We start from the raw sequence: 22,356 nt of genomic DNA on the forward strand, positions 1-22,356 counted from the left end.
GACGTGGTGCAAGGTAGAAGACTTCTGTGTCGGCCTCATGCTCTGTATCGCCTGCACATGGAGATTGCTCGTATTTGCTAGAATTCAAAAAGATGGTCTCTCTCGATAGGTAAAACAGGTAATGTCATACCCTCGTCGGTAACGCTTGACGATGCATGGATGGGTTTGCTTAGTGAGCCCATGCTCAGTGGAATACGGTAATTCAGGTATCCCTGATCCGCTTTCAGGTAAGTGTTGGCTAATGCCGGTTTGACGGCGAGCCGCAATAACAGCAGTACGTTATGTCCCTGCCAGTCCTCGGGGATCTCCAGCGCCAGTGTCAAAGGTGATGCAGAGGCAACGGACAGTCCTTGGCGAAGTCCTTTGCTGACATCCTGCCTATGGGGGGCTTCTATTAACTCGGCCAACCAGCGCAAGGAAGTGTCGTCAAAGCTGGACTCGGTAAGTCCCGGTAATATCAGATGCAGGCTGCGTACAGCTTGTCCATCCAGCTGGCACCTGCTAATGCCTTGATCGAGAACCGTGGGCAGCAGAGTAGTCTCGGCAAGTTTTTGTGAGTGCGTGCTCCAGTCCCAACCCAGGGGCTCGTTACCCCATAGACAATGGAGTAGCCATCGCTGCTCTTCGTCCAGGTTCGAGTAGTTGTAAAGTGCTTCACCGCCAAGTTGCAGGGCTGTGAAAATAAGTCCCCATGGAGTAAGTCGCATCGAAAGCTGCAGAAAGCGTGATCCACGGGTTGCCCAAGCAATGCTTGCGGCCTTCTTCCTGGCATCTCCGGTTTCAGGGTAAATGTCTTTTAGAAAGCCTATCAGCTCTTTGCCTGCATGCCCTGTCAACACAGCACTAATTCCGGTTCCTCCAATATCGCCGCTCATTGCGGTGAAAGCACCTGACTTTTCTCCAGAGTTGCCGCTTATCAAACCGCTCTTCCACTTTTCAACGTTATTCCAAGTTGTTCCTGCGGCACCTACGAGGCTTAAGGGGGCAATGATAGCTCCTAACCCCATGCCCCACTGTCCCATACGAACTCCGAACAGCATACCTCTTGTTTCGGAACTGTTTTCGGTTATTGCCTTAAAAGCTTCGCTGGTCATCGCTAGATATACAGCTTGGAATACTGAAATAGAGGCTGAGGCAACTGAAGATAGTGTACTTGCCCATATAAAGTTTTCTTTTACAGATCTATTTCCCTTTGATGCTTTCCAAACACTCCAAGCCTCCCCCAGATTCCCAACCTGTAAATACACCGCCAGTAAAGGAAAGAAACTACCCTTCAACGCCGCTGCAGCCGCCCCCTGAGTCGCATACCCCCCAAACGCACCAGCACGCAGCCTGTCAATTTCGGCATTGAGCGCGTGCAGTTGCGGGTCAGTGATATCCAGTCGAACGCCAATCGCGCCGTTGTGCGGGTTACCGGTCGGGGTAATGGCTTTTTCCAGGTCTCGGCGCAGCGCGTCGCGCGTGTTGCGGGTCTGCAGCAGCCGTTTGTTGGTGTATTGCCTTTCGTAAAGCAGACCTTGATGTTGATCCGCTGTCAGTGTGCGGCGGTTGATAAGTTTGGTGAGGCGGTTGCGCTCTCTGATGAGGTCGTCTTCGGTAGCAAGCAGCTGATTCAAGCGCACGAAGTTGTCGCGAAATTTTGTCACGTCGGTTTCGTTTGCAACTCTCAGGGTGACGGCTTCCTGTTGCAGCGCCACCAGCATGCCCAGTCGTTGTGCTCGATTGCTTGCCTTGCTGAAGTTATCCAGGTGTTGGCGTAGCTGCGGGCTGTTCAACTGCTTTTGCATTTCAATCAGCCAGCGCTCCAGGTGCAGGGCGACGGCCGGGATGTAACTGGCATTGACGGCTTGATGAAAGGGTAGGGCGGCGGGGGCCAGGTTCAGACTGTTGGTCCAGTGATTGCCCATGATGTGGCTGATATCAGCGACGCGCCTTTGCGCATCGGCCAGTCCGTCGCTGAAGTTGTGAATATCATCCAGCCACTTGAGCAGGCTGCCTGATTTGGCGCGCAGAAAGTCCATGTCCAGACGCCCGTAGAACACCGGCAGAATGTAGTGGGGGTTGTCGTGAAAGTAGTCGCTGACCCTGCGCAGGCTTTCGTCGGTGCGGCACAGGTCGCGGGTGCAGTTGAGCTCCATCGCCAAGGCGCTTTTCAACTGGTCGGGATGGTCTGGGTCGAAGTACCAGGCACTTCGAAAGAGCTCCCCTTGAGTGAACAGGCGCACGCGATCATGGGTGATATCGTCCAGGCGCTGCGTCCAGCGTTGAAGGTGCGAGCGCTCCTGAGTCAGATAGGCTTGCATTTCCTGGTGACGAACAAGGTCGTAAATACCTCGTGAGCCGAGGCCCACACCATTTAGCGTGCCTTGGCTGTTCTCTTCCAGCGCTTCAATGTCGTCTTTCAGTTCTTCATGGAGTGGTTTGCCAAGTATGAGCACCATCTGTGAGTGCTTGTTTTCCACGTCGAGTCTGGCAAACCTGGTTTGCGGCCGCTCGGCGTGCGCACCCCCGCGCATGGCGGAATACTGCCCCGCTGAAGTAGTGGCTGGCACAGGCCCTTGATGGTGTTCCCGATGCCAGTCATTGCGCGCATTCAGGTAATCGTAAATGCGCGTGCGTTGTTCGGGCGTTGTGTTCTTCAGCAGTTTCGAGTCAGGGCTTGTCTGCCGGGCAGTGTTTTCGCCAACGCTCATCAGTGTGTCAATGTAGCTGGCGGTGATGTAACGCATTTCATTGTTGTTGCGCTCACGCCACTGGTTGAGCCAGCCCACTACCTCGTCCTGCTCCTGCGCAAGGTCACGCAGAATGCCGATGCTGTCGTCGAGCACCAGATACAGGTGATTCAGTTCGTAGAACGGGTTGAGTGTATTTTTCAACTCGCCGATGTGCGCCTCGCGAAACAGTGGCAGATGCTCCCAGACATAGTCCTGGCGTTCTCCTTCGGGCATCTCGGGTGTAGTGCATTGCTGTGCCGGCAACTCGGCGAGCTCGGCAAGTTGCTCTCTGACCTGCTGTTCGACGCGAAGGTGGACACCGCCTTGCTGGCAATCGGCTGCAGCCAGATTCACTTTTTGCATGAAATAGAAACGGTCTGCAGCGCTGGCCAGCACATGGGTGCATTTGGCGGCGGTCCATTGCAGTTCGGCATAGGCAACATGCAATGTTGTATCGCGGGCAAAGATCAGGGTGTGCTCGCCAATTGTGGTCTGCCTGACATCCTGAGCGACTTCCCGGTCCTGCCAGAGCAGTTTGGTCGGCACGCCGTTGTCTAGGCGATACTCATGCAGGTAACCACTGCTTTCATCAATCACATACAGATAGCCGTCACGCACCAGGCGCAAGCCGAGCGGTCGTTTCAAGTCTCTGTAACCCGAGGTATCCGGCAGGTTATGAAGCCGTTCCACGCGGCCGTAACGCAGTGGCAATAGCTGGACTTTGGTGCCCATCAACGGGCAGTTGCTCGTACTGTTGCGGGCATCAATATGGCTTTTTGCTCTGGACTCCCAATAGGCTTTGTCCACAGGGGAAAGTGTCTTGCGACTCATGGCCGGGTTGCTCCGTGCGGTTCGCGACTGCGTTTCACTGCCAGCCAGTTGGCCTGTTGAATACGCCGGGATGGCGTCAATGAGGACTTTTCATTCATCAGCGATCTGATATCGAGATGCGACTCGACCGGCTGGGTAGCCAGAAAGCAGGTGACGTTGGCGTAGTGGAAAATATCCGCTTCGCTGTTGAAGCCTGCTTCATAGGCTGTGACGGCCAGCGCATGCACATGGCTGTATCGCGACTTCAAACCCGTGGATGTGAGGTAGGCCGGAAAAAATGTGCGCAAGTGCTGGTCAAGACTGATCACGATCAGGCGAAACGCGACGTCATTCATGGCCTCCATCTGCCGGTCGTTCATCCGATACAGAACAGTTTTGTCATGACCGGCTGGCTCCCCACGGCGCTCGTGCTGGACCCAGTGTTCAGTAATGACATCTACTGCATAAACGCTGTCGATAGGGCCAAACAGCCTATTGTCGGTGTGCTCCGGATGAAGCCCGAACAGCGCGTTGGCGACAGGCGGGTCGGAAAGGTTCAAGTGGCAGGCCCTGCCTGTTGGTTTATCAACGAACACCAGCCAGCGCAGGTGATCAGCCACTGTCTTGTGGTCGGCGTCGCTGAACAGCAGCAGACCCCATTCTTCGCGCGCGCAAGTCAAAAAATTTGAAAAAGTCGGGTCGTGTGGGCCGTCGATCTGAACCAGGGCGGGCGAGTGATCCAGTAATTCGCTGAAGCGGGTTTGCAGAAAAAGCAGCGCGCAGATCGGCGCTGGATTCCACTCGAAAAGCTTTCTTCTCAACTGTGGGAGATTGATGGCGTTGAGCAGCAGATAAGCGTTTTTCGACCATGACAGACCGCCAGGGCCTGATTCAAATTCAAACATGTGCGCGCTTTGATGGGGCAAGGGGCGCGGATATTCGGCGGTATGGGAAACGTTTTCAATACGCAGAAATGACTTTGGGAAAGGCCCTACAAAGATCGCCGAAATATCGCTGGCCAGACCTGATGCGCATATCGGTCAGGCATAAAAAATGCCGGTCAGCGAACTGACCGGCATTGGTTGTTACCGCAAACAGTACCTGTCAGAACTCGTGATCAGCGTTGTCCGGGTTCAGGTCGGTGATGCCGAGCTTGCCAGCGGCCTGTTCGATAGCCCCCGTCTGTTTGACCAGCGCAGCAATGGCGTCACGCACCACTTGATTGCCTGCCGTGTTGCCGGCAGCGATCAACTGGTCGAAGTGCTCACCCTTGTTGGCGTGATCAACGATGACCTGTAGCTTGGCCTGGGTGTCGTCCAGATCGGCGCGCAAGGTGGCGTCGGTGGCAGGGTCTACCTTGGCAACCAGAGACGAAAGGCTCGGGCCGCTGACTTTGCTGCCATCGGTGCGCGTATATTCGCCCAGGTAAACGTTGCGAATACCCTTGCCGTTGTAGAAGTGCGAGTTGTGCGTGTTGTCGCTGAAGCAGTCGTGTTCGTCTTCGCTGGAGTTGGCTTCCAGTGCGACTTTCATACGCTCGCCCGCCAGTTCACCTAGCGACAGGCTGCCCATGCCGAAGAGCATTTTGCGCAGACCGCTTTCGCCGGATTCGGCTTCCAGCGTGGCACGGTAGTTGTCGGCAACGCCGGCCTTCCAGTTGCCGGACATTTCTTCCAGATCGCTGACCAGCAGATCGGTAACGGCCTTGAGGTAGGCGCGGCGGCGGTCGTTGTGGCCGCCGGTCGCACCGGCGCCTTCAAGGTAGTCACTGGCTGGACGAGCCCCGGCACCAGGACCGGTGCCGTTCAGGTCCTGGCCCCACAGCAGAAATTCAATGGCGTGGTAGCCGGTAGCAACGTTCGCTTCGGAGCCGCCCAGCTCGTTCAGGCTGGCAAGTTTTTCGGAGGTGATTTCCTTCACGTCGACCTTGTCTTCGCCGACCTGAATTTCGGTGTTGGCGATGATATTGGCAGTCGCGCCAGGGTTGCCCAGCGCGTGCTGGTAATCCTTGGCGACATAGTCGATCAGGCCTTCGTCCAGGGGCCAGGCGTTAACCTGTCCTTCCCAGTCGTCGATGATGGTGTTGCCGAAGCGGAAGACTTCGCTCTGCATGTAAGGCACACGCGCAGCTACCCACGCATCCCGTGCGGCTTTCAAAGTTTCATCGTTGGGTTTTGCCAGGAATGCGTCGACGGCGGTGCTCAGTTTTTTCGCACCAGCTTCGGCGTCGTCGAACACCGCAGACACCATGTTGGCGTAATTCGCGACCACAGCCTTGGCCGCCGCGTCGTCAGTCTGGGAGGCTGCGGCCGGAGCAGGGGCAGCAGGCGTCGCCGCGGGAGTCGCAGGAGCAGCGGCTGGCGCGGGTGCCGGGGCGGCAGCCTTGTCCTTGCCTTCGCCACAACCGGCGAGAGAGATAGCGATGGCCAACAGACTAGCGGTTGCCAGAGGCATACGAATCATGACGGAATCCTGCGTCGATAAAGTTGATGGCGGGGTGCGCCCAGAAAATCTGCGACATGATGCGAAAGATTTGCATTCGATGTAAAGGCAAAACGCCTTTGCGGTCGTGTTCAGGTATTCAGCAGGTTGTAACAGTCGGTTTCAAGATGGCTCGAAAGAGCACTGCCGTTCAAAGGCTGGCGGCGTTATGCTCTCTCGACTGTTTCAGGTAGGCCAGCAATTCCCGACCGGGCAGCGGCTTGCTGTACAGGTAGCCCTGGCCTTCGTGACAGCCCTGGGTGACGATATAGGCTTCCTGCTCGAGCGTCTCCACACCCTCGGCGATGACCTGCATGCCAAGGCTTTTACCCAGCTGGATAATGGCCCGCACGATGGTGGCGTCATCGTCGTCGTCAATCAGGTCCTGAACGAAACTCCGGTCGATCTTGATCTTGTCCAGCGGCAGGCTTTTCAGATAACTCAGTGAAGAGTAACCGGTACCGAAATCATCGATGGCGATCAAGGCGCCGGAGCGTCGCAGGCTCAGCAGGTGCTGGGCGGCGGTATTGATATCTTCCATCAGGCCGGTTTCGGTCACTTCCAGTTCCAGGCTACGCGGTGGCAGGCGGTAGATCTGCAACAGGTTGTTGACCACGCGCGGCAGTTCCGCGTGGTGCAGTTGCACGGTCGACAGGTTGACCGCCATGCGCAAGTCGGTGAAGCCTTGATCAAGCCATTCGCGTAACTGGCGGCAGGCCTGATCAAGCACCCATTCGCCGATGGCGATGATGGTGCCATTCTGCTCGGCCAACGGGATGAATACATCCGGCGGCACCAGACCATGCTCTGGATGTTGCCAGCGGATCAAGGCTTCCACGCCGACGATGCGGTGATCGCGATAGCTGATCTGCGGCTGATAGACCAGGTACAACTGATTGCCCGGCAAGGCTTCGCGCAGATCTTTTTCGAGTTCACGACGGCGGCGCATTTCGCTGTCGACGCTGGCGATGTAGAACTGATACCGGTTACGCGAGCGGGCTTTGGCCAGCGTCATGGTCTGTTCAGCTTTTTGCAGCAGTTTCTCGGTGTTGTCGCCGTCTTCGGGAAATAGCGTGATGCCAATGGTCGCTCGTAAGCGGATCTGCTGTTCACCGACTATAAACGGGGCCTCCAGCTCATCCAGAATATTCTGCGCCAGCTCTGCTGCCTCATAGGGTTGCTCGATTTTGGCCTGCACCAGTGCAAACTGATCGCCGCCCAATCGCGCCAGAGCGCCGAGTCGCCCGCTGTGGGCGCGTAGCCGGTCAGCCAGCGCGAGTAACAGTTGATCGCCTGCCTGATAGCTGAACTGTTCGTTGATACCTTTGAAGTCATCCAGGCCAACGCAGAGAATCGCGACCCGGTGCTGCTGACGCCCCGCATCTTCGAGAATTCTGTCCAGACCGATCTGCAACTGAAGCCGGTTGGGCAGGCCGGTCAGGAAATCGTATTGCGCCATGCGCTGCAGATTGTTCTCCGCCTCGTGGCGCAGATAAGTGTGGCGCTCGATGGAGGCCAGCAGCTGGTTGGCGGTATTGACCCAAATCCCCAGTTCGTTTTTCTCGTGGCCTTTGAGCAGTGGCAATTGGTGTTCGCTGGGGCGGTCGGGGTTGATCGCGATCAGATGTTCGATGATTTTCGACAGTGGCCTGGTCAGCAACCAGTGATAGACCAGGTACAACACCAGCCCCATTGCCAATGCACGCAATACACCAGCGATGAAGATGATTGCGGCATTGACCAGAAAGCTTTCGCCGTAATTGGCAGTGTCCAGCGTGATACGCAGGTCGCCGTAATACTCGCTGTAGGGGCTGCGACCGACCAGTTGCGTGGTGAAGCTGCGCTCCTGGCCGAGGATAAGGTCTGTCAGCCAGCGGGTTGGAGAGCTTTTCAGCGGGCGGTCTTTTTCTGCGAGCAGGCTTTCGTTGGGGTGTCCTATCGATGCCATGCGTACCGCGTCGTCCTGAAAACAGGCCTTCGATGACCTGCATGCCCATTTCGCGGTCCAGGCTGTAAACGGCCTGCGTGGAGGGATCGCGGAACATTCCGAGAATTCGTTCGGCATCGTTCGCCACGGCCTGACGCGTCTTGTAGGCGTCGAAAACGATTTGCGCACAGCTTAGTACGACGCCTACCAGCAGCGCCGAAAGCAGTACGACGCGCAGCAACTTTACCGAAAGGCTATTCTTGAGTTCCAGCTTCAATGGCCGTTCCTTAGTTCGTGTCGGAGGACATATCGCCCCATGACCCTCGAAAAGCCAGATCCGCCCGTCGTGACGTGGTCAGAAACGGTGCGTCTGGCTGATCTTCGCGTTCCTTGCACCTACTGGCCCAAGCCACCTGCGTGTGTCGGGTGGCCAGGTGGGTAACTTGAGCAGAACACTGTAAAGAATTACGTCGTGATGCGAGTCAGCTAGCGTTTCTGACAATACACAAAGTAACAGCGGCAGGCGAAAAAACATTTGCTGTTCACCTGACTGGCAGGTCGAAGTCTGACGCCGTTTATTAAACACGAATCTGGAAAGACTACAGGTGTAAACCTGGAGCATAAAAAACCCGGCGCGAGGCCGGGTTTTTCGATGAGGCTGGAATCAGGCTTCGAATTGCTTGGCCACGAAGTCCCAGTTCACCAGGTTCCAGAACGCTTCTACGTACTTAGGACGCAGATTGCGGTAGTCGATGTAGTAGGCGTGTTCCCACACATCGCAGGTCAGCAGCGGGGTGTCGCCGCTGGTCAGCGGGTTGCCGGCACCGATGGTGCTGGCCAGAGCCAGAGAGCCGTCAGCCTTCTTCACCAGCCAGCCCCAGCCGGAGCCGAATGTGCCGATGGAGGTTTTGCTGAACTCTTCCTTGAACTTGTCGAAGGAACCGAATGCAGTGTTGATCGCCTCGGCCAGAGCGCCGGTAGGCTCGCCGCCAGCGTTAGGGGCCAGGCATTCCCAGTAGAACGTGTGGTTCCAGACCTGAGCGGCGTTGTTGAAGATACCGCCCGAGGAGGTCTTGATGATCTCTTCCAGGGTCTTGCCTTCGAACTCGGTGCCTGGCACCAGGTTGTTCAGGTTCACGACGTAGGTGTTGTGGTGCTTGTCGTGGTGATATTCCAGAGTCTCCGCAGAAATGTGCGGCACCAGAGCGTCTTTGGCGTAGGGCAGTGGCGGCAATTCAAAAGCCATGGTTTATCTCCTTTCAGGTCAATTGCGGTAGTCGCACGGCCGATCACGGGCGGCCAGATACAGCATGCACCGGGAGTTTTACTCTTTTGCGGCGCAGACCCCGGATCATAGCACCGGGTCTGCGGCTTAACCACGCAACAACTGTGTGGGATAGAGGTTCCAACGCGTTTGACCTCGAGGTCATGAAACCCGTCAGGCTGAGCGGATCAACTGAAAGGCCACGCTGAACATCATCACGGCGATCATCACGTCCAGCATGCGCCATGTGGCGGGGCGGGCCAGCCAGGGCGCGAGCCATGCCGCACCTAGTGCCAGGCTTGAGAACCACAGCAGCGAGGCGCTGGCAGCACCGGCCACGTACGCCCCCGGCACGTCCTGTTGTGCCCCGAGCGAGCCAATCAGCAGCACGGTGTCCAGATAGACATGCGGGTTGAGCAAGGTAACGGCCAATGCGCTGAGCAACACGGTGCGCAGTGATTTTCTGCCAACCGCTGCGCTGTGTTCCAGGCTCTGCCGTGAGCAGGCGCGGCGTAATGCCTGCAGGCCATACCAGCTCAGGAATATCACGCCGCCCCAGCGCGCCACCGCCAGCAGCGTCGGATTCTGCGCCAGCACATTGGCCAGTCCGAAGACGCCTGCCGCCACCAGAATGACGTCGCAGACAATGCACAGCACCGCCACGGCCACATGATGTTCACGACGCAGGCCCTGAGCCAGCACAAAAGCATTTTGAGTACCGATAGCCATGATCAGGCCTGCCGCGATCAGCAGCCCATTGAGGTAGCTTTGCCACATGAGGATGTTCCATTGAGCAGATTCAGGTAGCCATTCTCAGAGGGTGAGCGCTATAAGGAAAACAAATAATACTCATCGCTCATTAGGAAAACTGATGTTCGACTACAAATTGTTATCTGCATTGGCGGCTGTGATCGAGCAAGCCGGTTTCGAGCGTGCCGCTCAGGTGCTGGGGCTGTCTCAATCTGCGGTTTCGCAGCGCATCAAATTGCTGGAGGCACGCATTGGTCTGCCGGTGCTGGTGCGCGCGACGCCACCGAGCCCGACCGACATCGGACGCCGCCTGCTCAATCATGTACAGCAGGTCCGTTTGCTGGAGCGCGACTTGCAGAGTCAGGTGCCGGCGCTGGATGAAGAGGGCATGCCCGAGCGTCTGCGAATCGCCTTGAATGCCGACAGTCTGGCGACCTGGTGGGCACCGGCCATCGGCGCGTTTTGCACGGAACACCGACTGTTGCTGGATCTGGTTGTCGAAGATCAGGACGTAGGGCTCAAGCGCATGCGTGCAGGCGAGGTCGCGGCCTGCCTGTGTGGCAGCGAGCGTCCGGTGGCCGGGGCGCGCAGCCAGTTGCTGGGGGCCATGCGCTATCGGGCGCTGGCCAGTCCTTCATTCATCGCCCGCCATTTTCCGCACGGCGTGAGCCCGGCAAATCTGGCCAGATCGGCAGCACTGGTGTACGGGCCGGACGACCTTTTGCAGCATCGTTATCTGGCACTTCTTGGCGTTCAGGACGGCTTCGAGCATCATTTGTGCCCGTCGTCCGAAGGTTTCATACGTATGATCGAGGCCGGGATGGGCTGGGGCCTGGCGCCCGAGTTGCAGGTGCGCGACCAATTGCGCAGCGGCACCCTGCTTGAATTGCTGCCGGAGCGCTGCATCGATGTGCCGTTGTACTGGCACCATTGGCGCAATGGCGGGCAGCTCTTGACGCAGCTTACCGAACATCTTGCGCAACATTCGGCCGATTGGCTGGTGCCGCTGAGCGAGGAATGATCGTCAACATGATCATGTGTAATCCATGCAGGCAGGGTTTTCCCTTTTCTGCAGATGCGTTAACGGAGCGGTAAATGAAGATTCTGGTCACCGGCGCGAGCGGCTTCATCGGCGGACGCTTTGCGCGTTTTGCCCTTGAGCAGGGCATGAGCGTGCGGATCAATGGCCGTCGTGCCGAAGGTGTCGAGCACCTGGTCAGGCGTGGCGCCGAGTTCATCCAGGGCGACCTCGCTGACCCTTATCTGGTGCGGGCGCTGTGCGATGACGTGGAAGCGGTGGTGCACTGCGCAGGCTCCGTCGGCCTGTGGGGACGCCGCCAGGATTTCATGCAGGGCAACGTGCAGCTTACCGAAAACATCGTCGAGGGCTGCCTGAAACAAAGGGTGCGAAGGTTGGTTCATCTTTCGTCGCCCTCGATCTACTTTGATGGAAAATCGCACCGCGGCATCAAGGAAGAGCAGGTGCCCAAGCGTTTCCATAATCACTATGCGGCGACCAAATACCTGGCCGAGCAAAAGGTCTTTGGTGCCGAAGAGTTCGGTCTGGAAGTGATCGCCCTGCGGCCGCGCTTTGTCACTGGCGCGGGCGACAACAGTATTTTCCCGCGTTTGCTGCACATGCAGCGCAAGAAGCGTCTGTCGATTGTCGGCAACGGTTTGAACGTGATGGATTTCACCAGCATGCACAACCTCAACGAAGCCATGCTGAGCAGCTTGCTGGCAACCGGCTCGGCGCTGGGCAAGGCCTACAACATCAGCAACGGCACGCCGGTCCCGCTGTGGGACGCAATCAATTATGTGATGCGCCAGATGCATCTGCCTCAAGTCACCCGTTATCGTTCATACGGACTGGCCTACAGTGCCGCAGCAATCAACGAGGGTGCCTGCCTGCTGTGGCCGGGCCGACCTGAACCTACCCTGTCAAGAATGGGCATGCAGGTCATGAACAGGGATTTTACGCTTGATATCAGCCGCGCCAGGCATTATCTGGATTATCAGCCTCAGGTCAGCCTGTGGACAGCGCTGGATGAATTCTGTGGCTGGTGGCAGGCACAGCACGCAATCTGAATGCGGTAGTGGCACAGTGAGATTGGTTACGCGCTGTTGTTATACTGCCCGACTTTGGTTTAACAGCTTCCTGAAGGGTTATTCATGCGCAACGATCCATACGACGACGTCGATGACGTTCCCAGCCTGAGCGCCAAGGACGACGATGACGACTTCGCGCCGGGCAATGGTGCACGCGAACGCACCACGGTCTATTCGCGTACCACACCGGTGGTCAAGGTAAAGGGCCCGAGCACCGGACCGCTATGGGCGTTGGTCGGCGCGCTGTTCATTGCCTTTTGCGGTCTGGGCTGGTGGAGCTTTCAGCAGGTCTCCCTCATGGAACAGCAATTGGTGGCCACTCAGGAGAGCTTTGCGCGCATCAGCGAAGAAGCGGCGGGACGCCTGCAGGATATTTCCGGCAAAGTCGTTGCGACCGAGGCGCTGTCCAGCGATGGCGAGGCGCTCAAGCAGCGCATCAAGCTGCTGGAAGCGCAACTGGAAGATCAGGACAAACAGCGCGAGGGCGTTGAAGGCCAGCAGGGCAGTCTCGACAAGCGCCTGGAGCAGATGGCCGCGCAAACCGCCCAGCAGCACAGTGAAAGCGCGCAGTTGCAGGAGCAGCTCAAAAGCGTCGTTGCTGAGCTGACCACGCTGAAAGCCGCGCTGCCCGATCTGAAAACCGCACAGGTCGATCAGGGCAAGCTGGATGCGCAAATCAAAAGCGTGGCAGCCGATGTTGCGACATTGAAGAAACAGGGCAACCCGTCGGCTGCTGTCGAGCGCCTGGAGCAGGACCTGATGGTCCTCAAAAGCGAACAGGAAAACCGACCGGCCCCTTCAGCAGAGGCCAATACAGCCGAGTTCGACGCGTTTCGTGCTCAGGTCACCCGCAATATCAATACCCTCACCAGCCAGATCCAGAATCTGTCGCAACAGCTCAACGCGCGTCGTTGAAGGCAAGACTTGCCGGCGGCTGTCCATAGCAGATAGCCGCTGGCAAATTTCCTGACATTTTTTTTTGTACTCGTTAAATAGATATGTACTTGCCAATAGAAGGAAGGCTTACGCTTGCTTGGCTGTTAACTAAATTGGAGTTTCAACAATGAATGGAATCAATGAGATGTACACCGATGCCCCGCAAGAAACGACCGAAAATAACATCCCGGCTGAAGACTCAGACCAGGGAGTAGACGAAGTTTCCAGGACGCCGTTGCCCACTTACGCCGACGTACCGGATTATCCGGAAGATTTGGTACGCCAGCAGGTCAAGCCACCGGTGAAGGTCAAACCGCCTGTAAAACCACCTGTCAAACCGCCTGTAAAGCCGCCTGTAAAACCTCCGGTCAAGGGGGCAGGTCCGGTGAAGCCGCCCGTGAGACCGCCCGTGAAACCCCCGGTCAAGGTGAAAAAGCCAGTGAGGCCACCTGTAAAACCGCCCGTCAAACCTGTTATCAAAGCACCCGTTGCGCAAAAGTTACCGCCGGCCCCTGAGGCACCTTCGCGCCTGGACAAGCTGCTGGCAGTCACAAGCACGGTCACCGGTGTTTTACAACTGGTCCACCCGCTAAACAGTGTCTTCAACCCCGATGGTACGGTCAGTTATCCGAATGGAAGTGTTGCGGCGGCAGATGGCCAGTCCTTGAAGCACACGGATGGCACTGTTCAACACCTGGATGGCACCACCGTGCATGCCGACGGTTCGGTCGAGCACCCCGGCGGCGATGTTCAACACAAGGACGGCACCTGGGTTATGGCAGATGGCTCTGTCAACTACCCCGACGGTCGCTGGAAGTTACCGGACGGGACTATCACTGATGCCGAAGGCAATGTGCTAGGTACAGTCGGGCCTGAGGCTAAACTGTAACAGTAATAAGTACGGACGATAAAAAACCCTGGCTCTTACGAGTCAGGGTTTTTTGCTGTTGCAGCGCCGTGTTACAGGCGTGGGTAGTCGATATAGCCGACCGGCCCTTTGCCGTAGAACGTTTCGGGATGCGCTTCATTCAGAGGCGCATCGCTGGCCAGACGCTCAGGCAGGTCCGGGTTGGCAATATAAGGCACACCAAATGCGATAGCGTCGGCCTTGCCTTCTGCCAGCCAGGTATTTGCGGTGTCCTTGGTGAATTTTTCATTGGCGATGTAGACGCCTCCGAAATCCTTCTTCAACTGCGGGCCGAGGCTGTCTTCGGCGTCACGCTCACGGGCACAGATGAACGCGATACCGCGCTTGCCAAGCTCTTTGGCCACGTAGCTGAAGGTTTCAGTGCGGTTAGCATCGCTCATGTCGTGCATGTCGAAGCGAGGCGAAAGGTGTACGCCTACGCGACCAGCGCCCCACACCTCAATGACCGCATCAGTCACTTCCAGCAGGTAGCCGTTGGCACCGTGTACTTCCACGCCGTCGAAGCCCGCAGCCTTGGCGTTTTCCGCACCGACGCGATAGGCCTCGACGATGTCACCGATTTCTGCCAGTTCCAGCGCGCGCGGGGTCGGTAGCGGGGTGATCGGGCGCATCAGGCTGACGTGGCCTTCAGCTGCGATAGCGCTAGGGGCCACCGGAGTTTCGCCGTTCAGGTACGCCGGGTGGGAGATGCGGCCAACGTGCCACAGCTGCAGCACAATCCGGCCACCAGCGGTATGCACGGCCTTGGTGATGTTGCTCCAGCCGCGTACTTGGTCGTTGGACCAGATGCCGGGTGTGTCCGGGTAACCAACACCCATCGGCGTGACCGATGTGGCTTCAGTCAGGATCAGGCCTGCAGAAGCACGCTGCACGTAATACTCGGACATCAATGCATTGGGCACGCGACCTTCGTCGGCGCGGCAGCGCGTCAGTGGCGCCATGATGATGCGGTTTGGCAGTTGCAGATCGCCAATGGTGATCGGGTCAAAGATAGTCGTCATGTGTCGAATCCTCGTGATTGATCAATGTGTAGCAGGTGCCAGATCGGGGTTGCCGGTCTGACGAAAAGTAATCAGTGTGATCAGCAGCGCGAGCACTGCCAGCATGGCAGCGGCCAGCGGTACGCTGGTCAGGCCCAGGCCGTGGGCGATGACGCTGCCACCGACCCAGGCACCAAGCGCGTTGCCCACGTTGAAAGCGCCGATGTTCAGGGTTGAAACCAGGTTGGGCGCGGCTTTGCCGAAGGTCACCACGTTGATCTGCAGAGCCGGGACGGCGGCAAAGGCAGCGACCGCCCAGAGGAACAGGGTGATTTCAGTCGGGATCAGCGCGGCGCTGGTCCAGCTGAGAGCGGTTGAGATCACCGCCATCGAGACGAACACGGCAATCAGCGTGGATGACACACGGCGGTCGGCCATCTTGCCGCCAATCACGTTACCTGCGGTCAGGCCCAGGCCTATCAACAGCAGGGTCCAGGTCACGCCCTTGGGCGATACGCCGGTGACTTCGCCGAGCAGCGGGGCAATGTAGGTGAACAGGGTGAACATGGACGCTGAAAACAGCGCGGTCATGGTCAGCGACAGCCAGATACCGGCACCTTTCGGTGCGGCCAGTTCGGCGCGCATGTCGAGCTTTTCTTCATTGCGATTGGTCGGCAGAAAGCGGATCAGGCCGATCAGCGCAATCACGCCGATGACTGTTACCGCCCAGAAGGTCGAGCGCCAGCCTGCGTATTGACCCAATGCAGTACCCAAAGGCACGCCCAGCACGTTGGCTAGGGTCAGACCGGTGAACATCAACGCTACTGCCGAAGCGCGGCGATTGGCAGGCACCAGCCCAGCAGCAACTACTGAACCGATGCCGAAGAACGCACCATGACACAGCGCTGTAACCACGCGGGCGAACATCAATACGTTGTAGTCACTGGCCAGTGCGCAGAGCAGGTTGCCGATGATGAAAATGCCCATCAGCGTGACCAGCGCAGCCTTGCGTGGCAGTTTTGCCGTGGCCATGGCCATGAACGGAGCGCCGACGGCCACGCCCAGCGCATAGCCGGTGACCAGCCAGCCTGCGCCGGGGATGGATACACCAAGGTCAGCCGCCACATCGGGCAGCAGGCCCATGATGACGAATTCGGTGGTGCCGATGGCAAAGGCGCTCAGGGCCAGAATAAGTAGCGAAAGAGGCACGGGGCAGCTCCTGGTAAACGTTGGAAAATCAGGTCGGGTTGTTCAGCTCTTCAACCAGCGCCTGAACGAATGCCTGTATGACTTCTTCGTTGCGTCTGAAGAAATGCCATTGGCCAACCTTCTTGCTGCTGATCAGGCCAGCGCGTTGCAAGGTCGCCAGATGGGCCGAGACAGTGGATTGGGACAATCCTGCACGCTGATCGATCTGTCCGGCGCACACGCCGTGTTCAATCGAGTATTGCTGAGCAGGAAAGCTCGCGCGGGGGTCCTTCAACCAGGTCAGGATTTCTCGGCGGACCGGATGGGCCAGGGCTTTTATTATGTCGTCGAGGTCGATAGGCATGTCGTTCTCACAGGCGGTGTAGCGATATATCGCGATAGGGCGAACCTTATATCTGTATTTCGCGATATACAAATATGATTTTGTGCTTAGGACTGGCAAAATCGCTATATCGGGTTATATCGATATATAGACCTCGGCCTTGAAAGCGGCGTAGGCTTGCAGGCATGAACTATCTGGCACATCTTCATCTCGGCGGGCATCGGCCTGCTCAATTGCTTGGCAGCCTGTATGGCGACTTCGTCAAAGGTCCGCTGTCGGGACGTTTTCCTGCAGAGCTTGAAGCGGCCATTCGGCTGCATCGCAGCATTGACGCTTTCACTGACAGCCACCCGCTGATCAAGGCTTCCATTGCCCGCTTTCCATCCCAGCGGCGACGCTATGCAGGCATTATGCTCGACGTCTTTTTCGATCATTGTCTGGCTCGCGACTGGCATTGCTATGCCGATCTGCCGCTGGACGTATTCACTGGCAAAGTCTATGGCACGCTGGCCGCCGAGCCGCAATTGCCCGAGCGGCTCGCATTGATCGCGCCGCGCATGGCCGCGCAGGACTGGCTGGGTTCGTATCGGAATTTCGACGTGCTGGGGCAAGTGCTGAGCGGGATATCGCGACGCTTGTCACGGCCCGAAGGGCTGGCAGGCGGCATGCAGGAACTGCAGGCGCTTTACCAGCCCTTGAGTGCGGATTTCGCCGAGTTCTATCCGCTATTGGAGGATTTTGCTCAGGCTGCCCTGGCCGAGCGCGAAGCCACTTCGCTCGGCTGAGCAGGCTCGCCGGATACTTGTTTACCGATCACTGACTCCCCCGTGACAGGTTCACCGAACAGCGCCACCTGAACGGCTTGCTGGGCCTTGAACGCCAGTGCAGCGCGCTCCTGATCCGCCGTCGGAATCGGGGTCAGCAGGTGGATGTGCACATCGCTCTGCTCATTGGCGAACAACCGGCGCAAATGGGACAGCAAATCGTCGTCGCCAATGAACGGGGCAATCGGGTCCGGTTTACCGTCACGCGAGTAACCGATGGCCACTGGCTGGATCGGCACGCCGGCTTCAATGGCACTGGACAGCAGACGGCCGTGGAAGGTGCGCAGGCTTCTGCCATCGGCGGTGGTGCCTTCCGGGAAGATCAGCAGTGCATTGCCTTGTTGCAGGTGATTGCACATCTGCTTTTGAATCAGACGGCTGTCGCCCGACCCGCGACGAATGAACAGCGTACCTGCCTTCAGTGCCAGCCAGCCCGCTACCGGCCAGGTCCGGACTTCGGCCTTCGACAGAAACGACAGCGGTGCCAGCATGCCCAGCAGGGCGATGTCGGTCCACGACACATGGTTACTGACCCACAGCATGGGCTGGGTTGGCAACTGACCTGTCACGGTGACGCGAAACGGCAGGGCATTGGTCAGGCGCGCCATGAACCAACGGCTCCAGCGCTGCCTGCGCTCCATCGACCCACCGATTCTGGTGCGTTCCAGAACCGCGAACGCTCCGGCAATCGTCAAGCCGAGCGCCACGACCAGCAGCACCCGGACTACGCGGGCATAGCCGCGTGCCCGGCTCATCACACGGCCGCCTTGAAGTGGCGGGCGTAACGCGGGCACAGATCGTCGCGCTTGAGCAGGATGAAGACGTCGGCGACCTGGAAATCTTCGTCCCAGCAAGGTTCGCCACAGATCTTGGCACCCAGGCGCATGTAAGCCTTGAGCAGTGGCGGCATCTCGCAGATCACATTGCTCGGGATATCGAGCGTCGGCAGCGGGTTTTTCGGCTCGGCGCGCAAGTGTTCGTTGCACAGGTAGCGCTCGCGCAGGCGTTGCATGATCGCGTGCGCCTGAATGCCGCCGTCGTGCATCGGGATGCTCGCGCAGCCCATCAGGTAGCTGTAGCCGCCTTCGTTCAGCACCTCGGCCAGCTCGCTCCACAACACCGCGATGGTGCCACCGTTGCGGTAGGCCGGGTCTACGCAGGTACGGCCCAGCTCAAGAATCGGACCCTGCAGATGAACCAGACCGTGCAGGCTGAATTCTTCTTCACTGTAGAAACGCCCCAGCGTGCTGGCGGCATTGTGGTCGAGCAGCCGGGTAGTGGCAACCAGACGCCCGGTGTTCAGGTCACGCACACCAATGTGCGAGCAGTGAACATCGTAATCGTCGATATCCAGGCCTTGTTCAGCACCGTTGAGACGGGCGTTGAATTCTTCGCTGAACACACTGAAACGCAACGCCTGTGCTTCCTGCAAGGCGCTCGCTCCAATCAGGCGCTCGGCCTGAAGACGACGTTCAGAAGTGTTGTCACGAATGCGGGCGATCTGGGTCATACGAATCTCCATGAGCCAGCCATGCAGAGTTTGGCTGGTTGACTGATTTGTCCAGGCGCTTTGCCGTACTTGCAGGCTAGGGAGATGGCGTGTCATGCCTGTGAAGCTTTGGTGATGGTTGTGTGACGGGCAACGCTGTGGGCATTTCCACGCTGGTGGAGCGGGAGGAGCGAGCGGCGTACGAAGGACCACTATCGTGCCCATGCTCCGCGTGGGTATGCCGTTCTGGACGCTCTGCGTCCTGTCCCGGGGTGATGGCTGACTGTCACGAAGCCCTGATACGGTATGCGGATTACTCTGTAGAGGCTCTGTCATGCCGCGTAGATTTTTCCGCCTGTGTCTGGTTTTGATCCTGGGCTTCAGTGCCCAGGGCGTCGTTGCTCAAACATGGCCGACAGAGCAATGGTCATCTCAGCCTGCGCCGCGATCTGCGGCAATCGAAGAACTCGAGGCCTACGCCTTCCCGCCCCGTGACGACGCCACACGCAAGGGCATTCGCACCGATGCGCTGCTGGTGATTCGTGATGGCGAAGTTGTGTATGAGCGCTACGGCGGTGTGACCACAGCGCAAACCCCGCACCTGACCTGGTCGATCAGCAAGAGCGTGATGGCGACAGTGTTGGGCGTGGCGTTTACCGACGGGCGCTTTCAACTCAATGATCCAGTGGCGAAGTTCTACCCGCCGTTCAAGGCGCACCCCGATATCGCCATCAAAGACCTGATGCACTGGGCTTCGGGGCTGAATTGGCAGGAAGATTACGAATATGCACCGCTTAACTCTTCCGTAGTCGCCATGCTCTACACCCGTGGGCGTGACGACATGGCGCGCTTCACCGCCGAGCACCACGCAGCCAGATCCCCCGGCAAGGCGTACCTGTATTCCAGCGGCGACAGCACGGTTCTGGCTGCTGCGTTGAAAAATATCGTCGGGCCACAGGCGTATGCGGATTATCCGTGGACCGCACTGTTTGACCCGCTTGGCATCCGCAGTGCCGTCTGGGAAACCGATGGCGTGGGTACATTTGTAGGGTCGTCCTATGCCTACATGACCGCCCGCGACCTGGCACGCATCGGCTTGCTGATGCAGCGCGGCGGGCAATGGCAGGCTCGGCAGTTGCTCAACAAGGAATGGATGAACTGCGTGCTGACGCCGTTTGCAGGCGAGCAGATAGATGCCAATGTCGAAGTCCCTGGCGGCCAATGGTGGCTCAATCGAACTGCCGATGGCGGCAGGGGGCCGTGGCCGGATGCGCCCCCTGATACCTTTGCCGCACTGGGCCATTGGGGGCAGGCGCTGTACGTGATCCCTGACCGGAAGCTGGTGATCGTGCGCTATGCCGATGACCGCGACGGTAGTTACGACCACAATCAGATGCTCAAGCGCATACAGGCAGCCTTTGGCAAGGAGGGCGGGCAATGAGCAGTCGTCGAATGTTCATCCTGCGTCGACCCTTCAGCAGCCTGCTGTTGCTGATCCTTGCTGCGCTCGCGGTACTTGCCTGGCAGTACCGCGTTAACCTGCAGGCATTCCCCACCATCATCAGTGCCTACACCGCCAAGGAATACTGCTCGTGCAGGTACGTCATGAACAACCCCGAGGCGTATTGCCTGGGCTACGTCAAACAGTACGTGCCTGGCACGCTGATCGACGACAGCAGCCAGAAAAAGGTCATTGCCAACGGCCTTGGGCGAACCAGCAGTGCGTCGTGGCAGGGTGAGCGGCAAGGCTGCCGACTGTTGCCGTCCGAGCCTTGATGGATTGCTGCCGAACGTCGTGGTTTGCCAGAGGTCAGACAGGCGGATAAGGTAGCCCTCAATTGCACGTCTGGAGTCTGCATGCTCACTATGAATCGCCTGCTGCTGGTCATGCTGGCCGCAGTGGCGTTACCTGCCCATGCGAACTGGTATCTGGATAATGAGTCGTCGCGGCTCTCGTTCACGTCAACCAAAAATGCCGATATTGCCGAGGTGCATCGCTTCCTTGTGCTGCATGGCAAGGTCGACCCCAAAGGGCTGGCTGAGGTGGAAGTCGAAACGGAGTCCATTAGCACCGGTATTCCCCTGCGTGACGAGCGCCTGCGGGAGCAGGTGTTTCAGGTACGCAAGTTTCCCGCTGCGCAGATCAATGCCCAGCTCGACATGCGCCCGATCAATAACCTTGCCCCCGGCGCGCAACTGGAATTGCGTTTACCACTGACCGTCAGCCTGCGCGGCAAGAGTCACAGCTATAACGCCGAACTGCTGGCGACGCGCCTAGACGAGCGCCGCTTTCAGGTTGTGACGCTCGAACCGCTGGTGATTCATGCTCAGGACTTCGATATGGTTTCGGACTTCAATGCCCTGCGCAGCGCGGCAGGCTTGTCGGCGGTCAGTCTGTCAGTCCCGGTCGGGGCTGTCCTGATCTTCACGGCGCGCTGATATGAACGGTGCGATTTTTCCGTGGCGTGAAAACAACCGCTTTCAATTGCTGATCGACGGTCCTGCGTTCTTCCCACGCATGATTGCAGCCATTGACCGGGCCGAGCAGCAGGTTGACCTGGAGCTGTACCTGGTCGAAGCCGGGGGCTGCGCCGATGCCATCGTGCGGGCGCTGGTCGAGGCTGGCAGGCGTGGTGTGATCGTGCGCTGCCTGTTCGACGACTTCGGTTCAAAAGCCTTCGACGCCGGCCTGCGCAAGCAACTGACCGATGCCGGTGTGATTCTGCGTTTCTACAACCCTATTCACTGGCGACGCGGCGTGCGCAACTTCTACCGCGACCATCGCAAATTACTGGTGGTCGACAAGACGCTGGCGGTGGTCGGCGGTACGGGTGTAACCGATGAATTCTGGGAGCCAGACAAGGATGTCAGCCAATGGCACGAAGTGATGGTGGAAATCACCGGGCCGCTGGTTCTTGACTGGCAAGCGTTGTTCAACCGGCAGTTTCACGCCAATGCCCGACGTTTCGCCTGGCGCCCGAAAGAAAACTTCGGTCTGGATCATCTGCCCACCGCCCCGGTAGCCGGTGAAGGCCTTGGCCGTGTGGCGTACGCCGACTCTCGCCAGCACCGCGACATTCTGCAATCGCTGGTGCGCACGCTGAACACCGGGCAAAAGCGCATCTGGCTGGCAACCCCTTACTTTCTGCCCACCTGGAAAGTTCGCCGCGCCTTGCGCAGGGCAGCCTCGCGCGGCGTCGATGTACGTTTGCTGCTGACCGGGCCACGCACCGATCACCCGTCGGTACGCTACGCCGGTCACCGTTACTACCCGCGCTTGCTGCGGGCCGGGGTCAAGGTCTTCGAATACCAGCCGTGTTTTCTGCACTTGAAAATGGTCCTGATCGACGACTGGGTGAGCATCGGTTCGTGTAACTTCGACCACTGGAACCTGCGCTTCAACCTTGAAGCCAACCTCGAAGCCCTGGACCCAGGGCTGACCCGCGATGTGGTCGCCAGTTTCGAAAAAGACTTCGCCCTGAGCGCCGAAACCACACTGGCAGACTGGAAGGCCAGACCGCTGTGGCGACGCGTCAAACAGCGCTTGTGGGGCTGGATCGACCGGCTGGTGGTGAACCTGCTGGATCAGCGTAATTGAGGTGTACGCGGGGCC

Annotated in this window: 19 protein-coding genes and 1 pseudogene; 9 read left to right on the forward strand and 11 right to left on the reverse strand. The window is 58.4% G+C overall.

Annotation, left to right across the window (positions count from 1 at the left end; genetic code table 11):
- Window positions 1–77 precede the first annotated feature (77 nt).
- The 6 genes and pseudogenes from AC4ANE_RS06735 to AC4ANE_RS06760 all read right to left on the reverse strand — a co-directional run bounded on the left by AC4ANE_RS06735 (window position 78) and on the right by AC4ANE_RS06760 (window position 9,973).
- The gene (locus AC4ANE_RS06735; protein ID WP_002555011.1) at window positions 78–3,545 is read right to left on the reverse strand and encodes a toxin VasX; all 3,468 of its coding nucleotides are present in this window, start codon (window positions 3,543–3,545) and stop codon (window positions 78–80) included.
- Window positions 3,542–4,429, reverse strand: a complete 888-nt coding sequence (locus AC4ANE_RS06740; protein WP_031597530.1) for a DUF4123 domain-containing protein — start codon at window positions 4,427–4,429, stop codon at window positions 3,542–3,544. Before AC4ANE_RS06740 ends, AC4ANE_RS06735 begins: the two co-directional genes overlap by 4 nt.
- 199 nt (window positions 4,430–4,628) lie before the next feature.
- Window positions 4,629–5,987 carry an imelysin family protein gene (locus tag AC4ANE_RS06745; protein WP_002555009.1) on the reverse strand — a complete coding sequence of 453 codons (1,359 nt, stop codon included), beginning with the start codon at window positions 5,985–5,987 and terminating at the stop codon, window positions 4,629–4,631.
- 169 nt (window positions 5,988–6,156) lie between these two features.
- Window positions 6,157–8,209 (reverse strand): annotated as a pseudogene (locus tag AC4ANE_RS06750) (putative bifunctional diguanylate cyclase/phosphodiesterase).
- A 387-nt stretch (window positions 8,210–8,596) separates the two neighbouring features.
- Entirely contained in the window at window positions 8,597–9,178 is a 582-nt protein-coding gene (gene sodB, locus AC4ANE_RS06755) for a superoxide dismutase [Fe] (RefSeq protein WP_002555007.1), read from the reverse strand.
- 192 nt (window positions 9,179–9,370) lie between these two features.
- Window positions 9,371–9,973 carry a LysE/ArgO family amino acid transporter gene (locus AC4ANE_RS06760; protein WP_031597534.1) on the reverse strand — a complete coding sequence of 201 codons (603 nt, stop codon included), beginning with the start codon at window positions 9,971–9,973 and terminating at the stop codon, window positions 9,371–9,373.
- Between the two features lie 94 nt (window positions 9,974–10,067).
- Between AC4ANE_RS06760 and AC4ANE_RS06765 the strand changes: the two genes are divergently transcribed.
- From AC4ANE_RS06765 to AC4ANE_RS06780, 4 genes are all read left to right on the forward strand, one after another.
- Entirely contained in the window at window positions 10,068–10,967 is a 900-nt protein-coding gene (locus AC4ANE_RS06765) for a LysR family transcriptional regulator ArgP (protein ID WP_002555005.1), read from the forward strand.
- 74 nt (window positions 10,968–11,041) lie between these two features.
- Window positions 11,042–12,034 carry an NAD-dependent epimerase/dehydratase family protein gene (locus tag AC4ANE_RS06770; RefSeq protein ID WP_002555004.1) on the forward strand — a complete coding sequence of 331 codons (993 nt, stop codon included), beginning with the start codon at window positions 11,042–11,044 and terminating at the stop codon, window positions 12,032–12,034.
- Between the two features lie 84 nt (window positions 12,035–12,118).
- On the forward strand, window positions 12,119–12,970 hold the full coding sequence (locus AC4ANE_RS06775; RefSeq protein ID WP_002555003.1) for a hypothetical protein: 852 nt from the start codon (window positions 12,119–12,121) through the stop codon (window positions 12,968–12,970).
- 166 nt (window positions 12,971–13,136) lie between these two features.
- Window positions 13,137–13,880: a hypothetical protein gene (locus tag AC4ANE_RS06780; RefSeq protein ID WP_010205627.1), complete on the forward strand. Its 744-nt coding sequence runs from the start codon at window positions 13,137–13,139 to the stop codon at window positions 13,878–13,880.
- Between the two features lie 71 nt (window positions 13,881–13,951).
- Here the strand turns inward: AC4ANE_RS06780 and AC4ANE_RS06785 are convergent, their stop codons facing one another.
- Genes AC4ANE_RS06785 through AC4ANE_RS06795 form a run of 3 tightly spaced genes read right to left on the reverse strand, consistent with a single transcriptional unit; the run spans window position 13,952 to window position 16,451 of the window.
- A complete protein-coding gene (locus AC4ANE_RS06785; protein WP_031597538.1) occupies window positions 13,952–14,920 on the reverse strand; it encodes an alkene reductase in 969 nt (322 codons plus the stop codon).
- A gap of 21 nt (window positions 14,921–14,941) precedes the next feature.
- The gene (locus tag AC4ANE_RS06790; RefSeq protein WP_002555000.1) at window positions 14,942–16,108 is read right to left on the reverse strand and encodes an MFS transporter; all 1,167 of its coding nucleotides are present in this window, start codon (window positions 16,106–16,108) and stop codon (window positions 14,942–14,944) included.
- A gap of 28 nt (window positions 16,109–16,136) precedes the next feature.
- The gene (locus tag AC4ANE_RS06795; RefSeq protein WP_002554999.1) at window positions 16,137–16,451 is read right to left on the reverse strand and encodes an ArsR/SmtB family transcription factor; all 315 of its coding nucleotides are present in this window, start codon (window positions 16,449–16,451) and stop codon (window positions 16,137–16,139) included.
- 164 nt (window positions 16,452–16,615) lie between these two features.
- On the opposite strand from AC4ANE_RS06795, the gene AC4ANE_RS06800 reads away from it, so the two are divergent.
- Window positions 16,616–17,215, forward strand: a complete 600-nt coding sequence (locus AC4ANE_RS06800; protein WP_002554998.1) for an acyl carrier protein phosphodiesterase — start codon at window positions 16,616–16,618, stop codon at window positions 17,213–17,215.
- Here AC4ANE_RS06800 and AC4ANE_RS06805 read toward each other — a convergent pair.
- Entirely contained in the window at window positions 17,173–18,009 is an 837-nt protein-coding gene (locus AC4ANE_RS06805) for a lysophospholipid acyltransferase family protein (protein ID WP_002554997.1), read from the reverse strand. The two genes, AC4ANE_RS06800 and AC4ANE_RS06805, sit on opposite strands and share 43 nt — an antisense overlap.
- Window positions 18,009–18,764: an L-ornithine N(alpha)-acyltransferase gene (gene olsB / locus AC4ANE_RS06810; protein ID WP_002554996.1), complete on the reverse strand. Its 756-nt coding sequence runs from the start codon at window positions 18,762–18,764 to the stop codon at window positions 18,009–18,011. The genes AC4ANE_RS06805 and olsB overlap by 1 nt, the downstream gene beginning before the upstream one ends.
- Window positions 18,765–19,077: 313 nt before the next feature.
- Here olsB and AC4ANE_RS06815 point away from each other — a divergent pair, with 313 nt between their 5' ends.
- The 4 genes from AC4ANE_RS06815 to AC4ANE_RS06830 all read left to right on the forward strand — a co-directional run bounded on the left by AC4ANE_RS06815 (window position 19,078) and on the right by AC4ANE_RS06830 (window position 22,341).
- A complete protein-coding gene (locus AC4ANE_RS06815) occupies window positions 19,078–20,184 on the forward strand; it encodes a serine hydrolase domain-containing protein (RefSeq protein ID WP_002554995.1) in 1,107 nt (368 codons plus the stop codon).
- Complete coding sequence (locus tag AC4ANE_RS06820) at window positions 20,181–20,519, forward strand: hypothetical protein (protein ID WP_002554994.1); 339 nt, start codon at window positions 20,181–20,183, stop codon at window positions 20,517–20,519. The genes AC4ANE_RS06815 and AC4ANE_RS06820 overlap by 4 nt, the downstream gene beginning before the upstream one ends.
- Window positions 20,520–20,600: 81 nt before the next feature.
- Window positions 20,601–21,182 carry a YceI family protein gene (locus tag AC4ANE_RS06825; protein ID WP_002554993.1) on the forward strand — a complete coding sequence of 194 codons (582 nt, stop codon included), beginning with the start codon at window positions 20,601–20,603 and terminating at the stop codon, window positions 21,180–21,182.
- A gap of 1 nt (window position 21,183) precedes the next feature.
- A complete protein-coding gene (locus AC4ANE_RS06830; protein ID WP_002554992.1) occupies window positions 21,184–22,341 on the forward strand; it encodes a phospholipase D-like domain-containing protein in 1,158 nt (385 codons plus the stop codon).
- Window positions 22,342–22,356 lie beyond the last annotated feature (15 nt).

Source organism: Pseudomonas sp. Pme6b, from assembly GCF_058129925.1.

Coding starts and splice junctions, on each gene's coding strand:
- AC4ANE_RS06760 (WP_031597534.1), bottom strand. CDS start 9,973: ATGTGGCAAAGCTACCTCAATGGGCTGCTGATCGCGGCAGGCCTGATC.
- AC4ANE_RS06740 (WP_031597530.1), bottom strand. CDS start 4,429: ATGTTTGAATTTGAATCAGGCCCTGGCGGTCTGTCATGGTCGAAAAAC.
- AC4ANE_RS06815 (WP_002554995.1), top strand. CDS start 19,078: ATGCCGCGTAGATTTTTCCGCCTGTGTCTGGTTTTGATCCTGGGCTTC.
- AC4ANE_RS06775 (WP_002555003.1), top strand. CDS start 12,119: ATGCGCAACGATCCATACGACGACGTCGATGACGTTCCCAGCCTGAGC.
- AC4ANE_RS06830 (WP_002554992.1), top strand. CDS start 21,184: ATGAACGGTGCGATTTTTCCGTGGCGTGAAAACAACCGCTTTCAATTG.
- AC4ANE_RS06765 (WP_002555005.1), top strand. CDS start 10,068: ATGTTCGACTACAAATTGTTATCTGCATTGGCGGCTGTGATCGAGCAA.
- AC4ANE_RS06805 (WP_002554997.1), bottom strand. CDS start 18,009: ATGAGCCGGGCACGCGGCTATGCCCGCGTAGTCCGGGTGCTGCTGGTC.
- AC4ANE_RS06825 (WP_002554993.1), top strand. CDS start 20,601: ATGCTCACTATGAATCGCCTGCTGCTGGTCATGCTGGCCGCAGTGGCG.
- AC4ANE_RS06795 (WP_002554999.1), bottom strand. CDS start 16,451: ATGCCTATCGACCTCGACGACATAATAAAAGCCCTGGCCCATCCGGTC.
- sodB (WP_002555007.1), bottom strand. CDS start 9,178: ATGGCTTTTGAATTGCCGCCACTGCCCTACGCCAAAGACGCTCTGGTG.
- AC4ANE_RS06745 (WP_002555009.1), bottom strand. CDS start 5,987: ATGATTCGTATGCCTCTGGCAACCGCTAGTCTGTTGGCCATCGCTATC.
- AC4ANE_RS06770 (WP_002555004.1), top strand. CDS start 11,042: ATGAAGATTCTGGTCACCGGCGCGAGCGGCTTCATCGGCGGACGCTTT.
- AC4ANE_RS06800 (WP_002554998.1), top strand. CDS start 16,616: ATGAACTATCTGGCACATCTTCATCTCGGCGGGCATCGGCCTGCTCAA.
- AC4ANE_RS06785 (WP_031597538.1), bottom strand. CDS start 14,920: ATGACGACTATCTTTGACCCGATCACCATTGGCGATCTGCAACTGCCA.
- olsB (WP_002554996.1), bottom strand. CDS start 18,764: ATGACCCAGATCGCCCGCATTCGTGACAACACTTCTGAACGTCGTCTT.
- AC4ANE_RS06735 (WP_002555011.1), bottom strand. CDS start 3,545: ATGAGTCGCAAGACACTTTCCCCTGTGGACAAAGCCTATTGGGAGTCC.
- AC4ANE_RS06780 (WP_010205627.1), top strand. CDS start 13,137: ATGTACACCGATGCCCCGCAAGAAACGACCGAAAATAACATCCCGGCT.
- AC4ANE_RS06820 (WP_002554994.1), top strand. CDS start 20,181: ATGAGCAGTCGTCGAATGTTCATCCTGCGTCGACCCTTCAGCAGCCTG.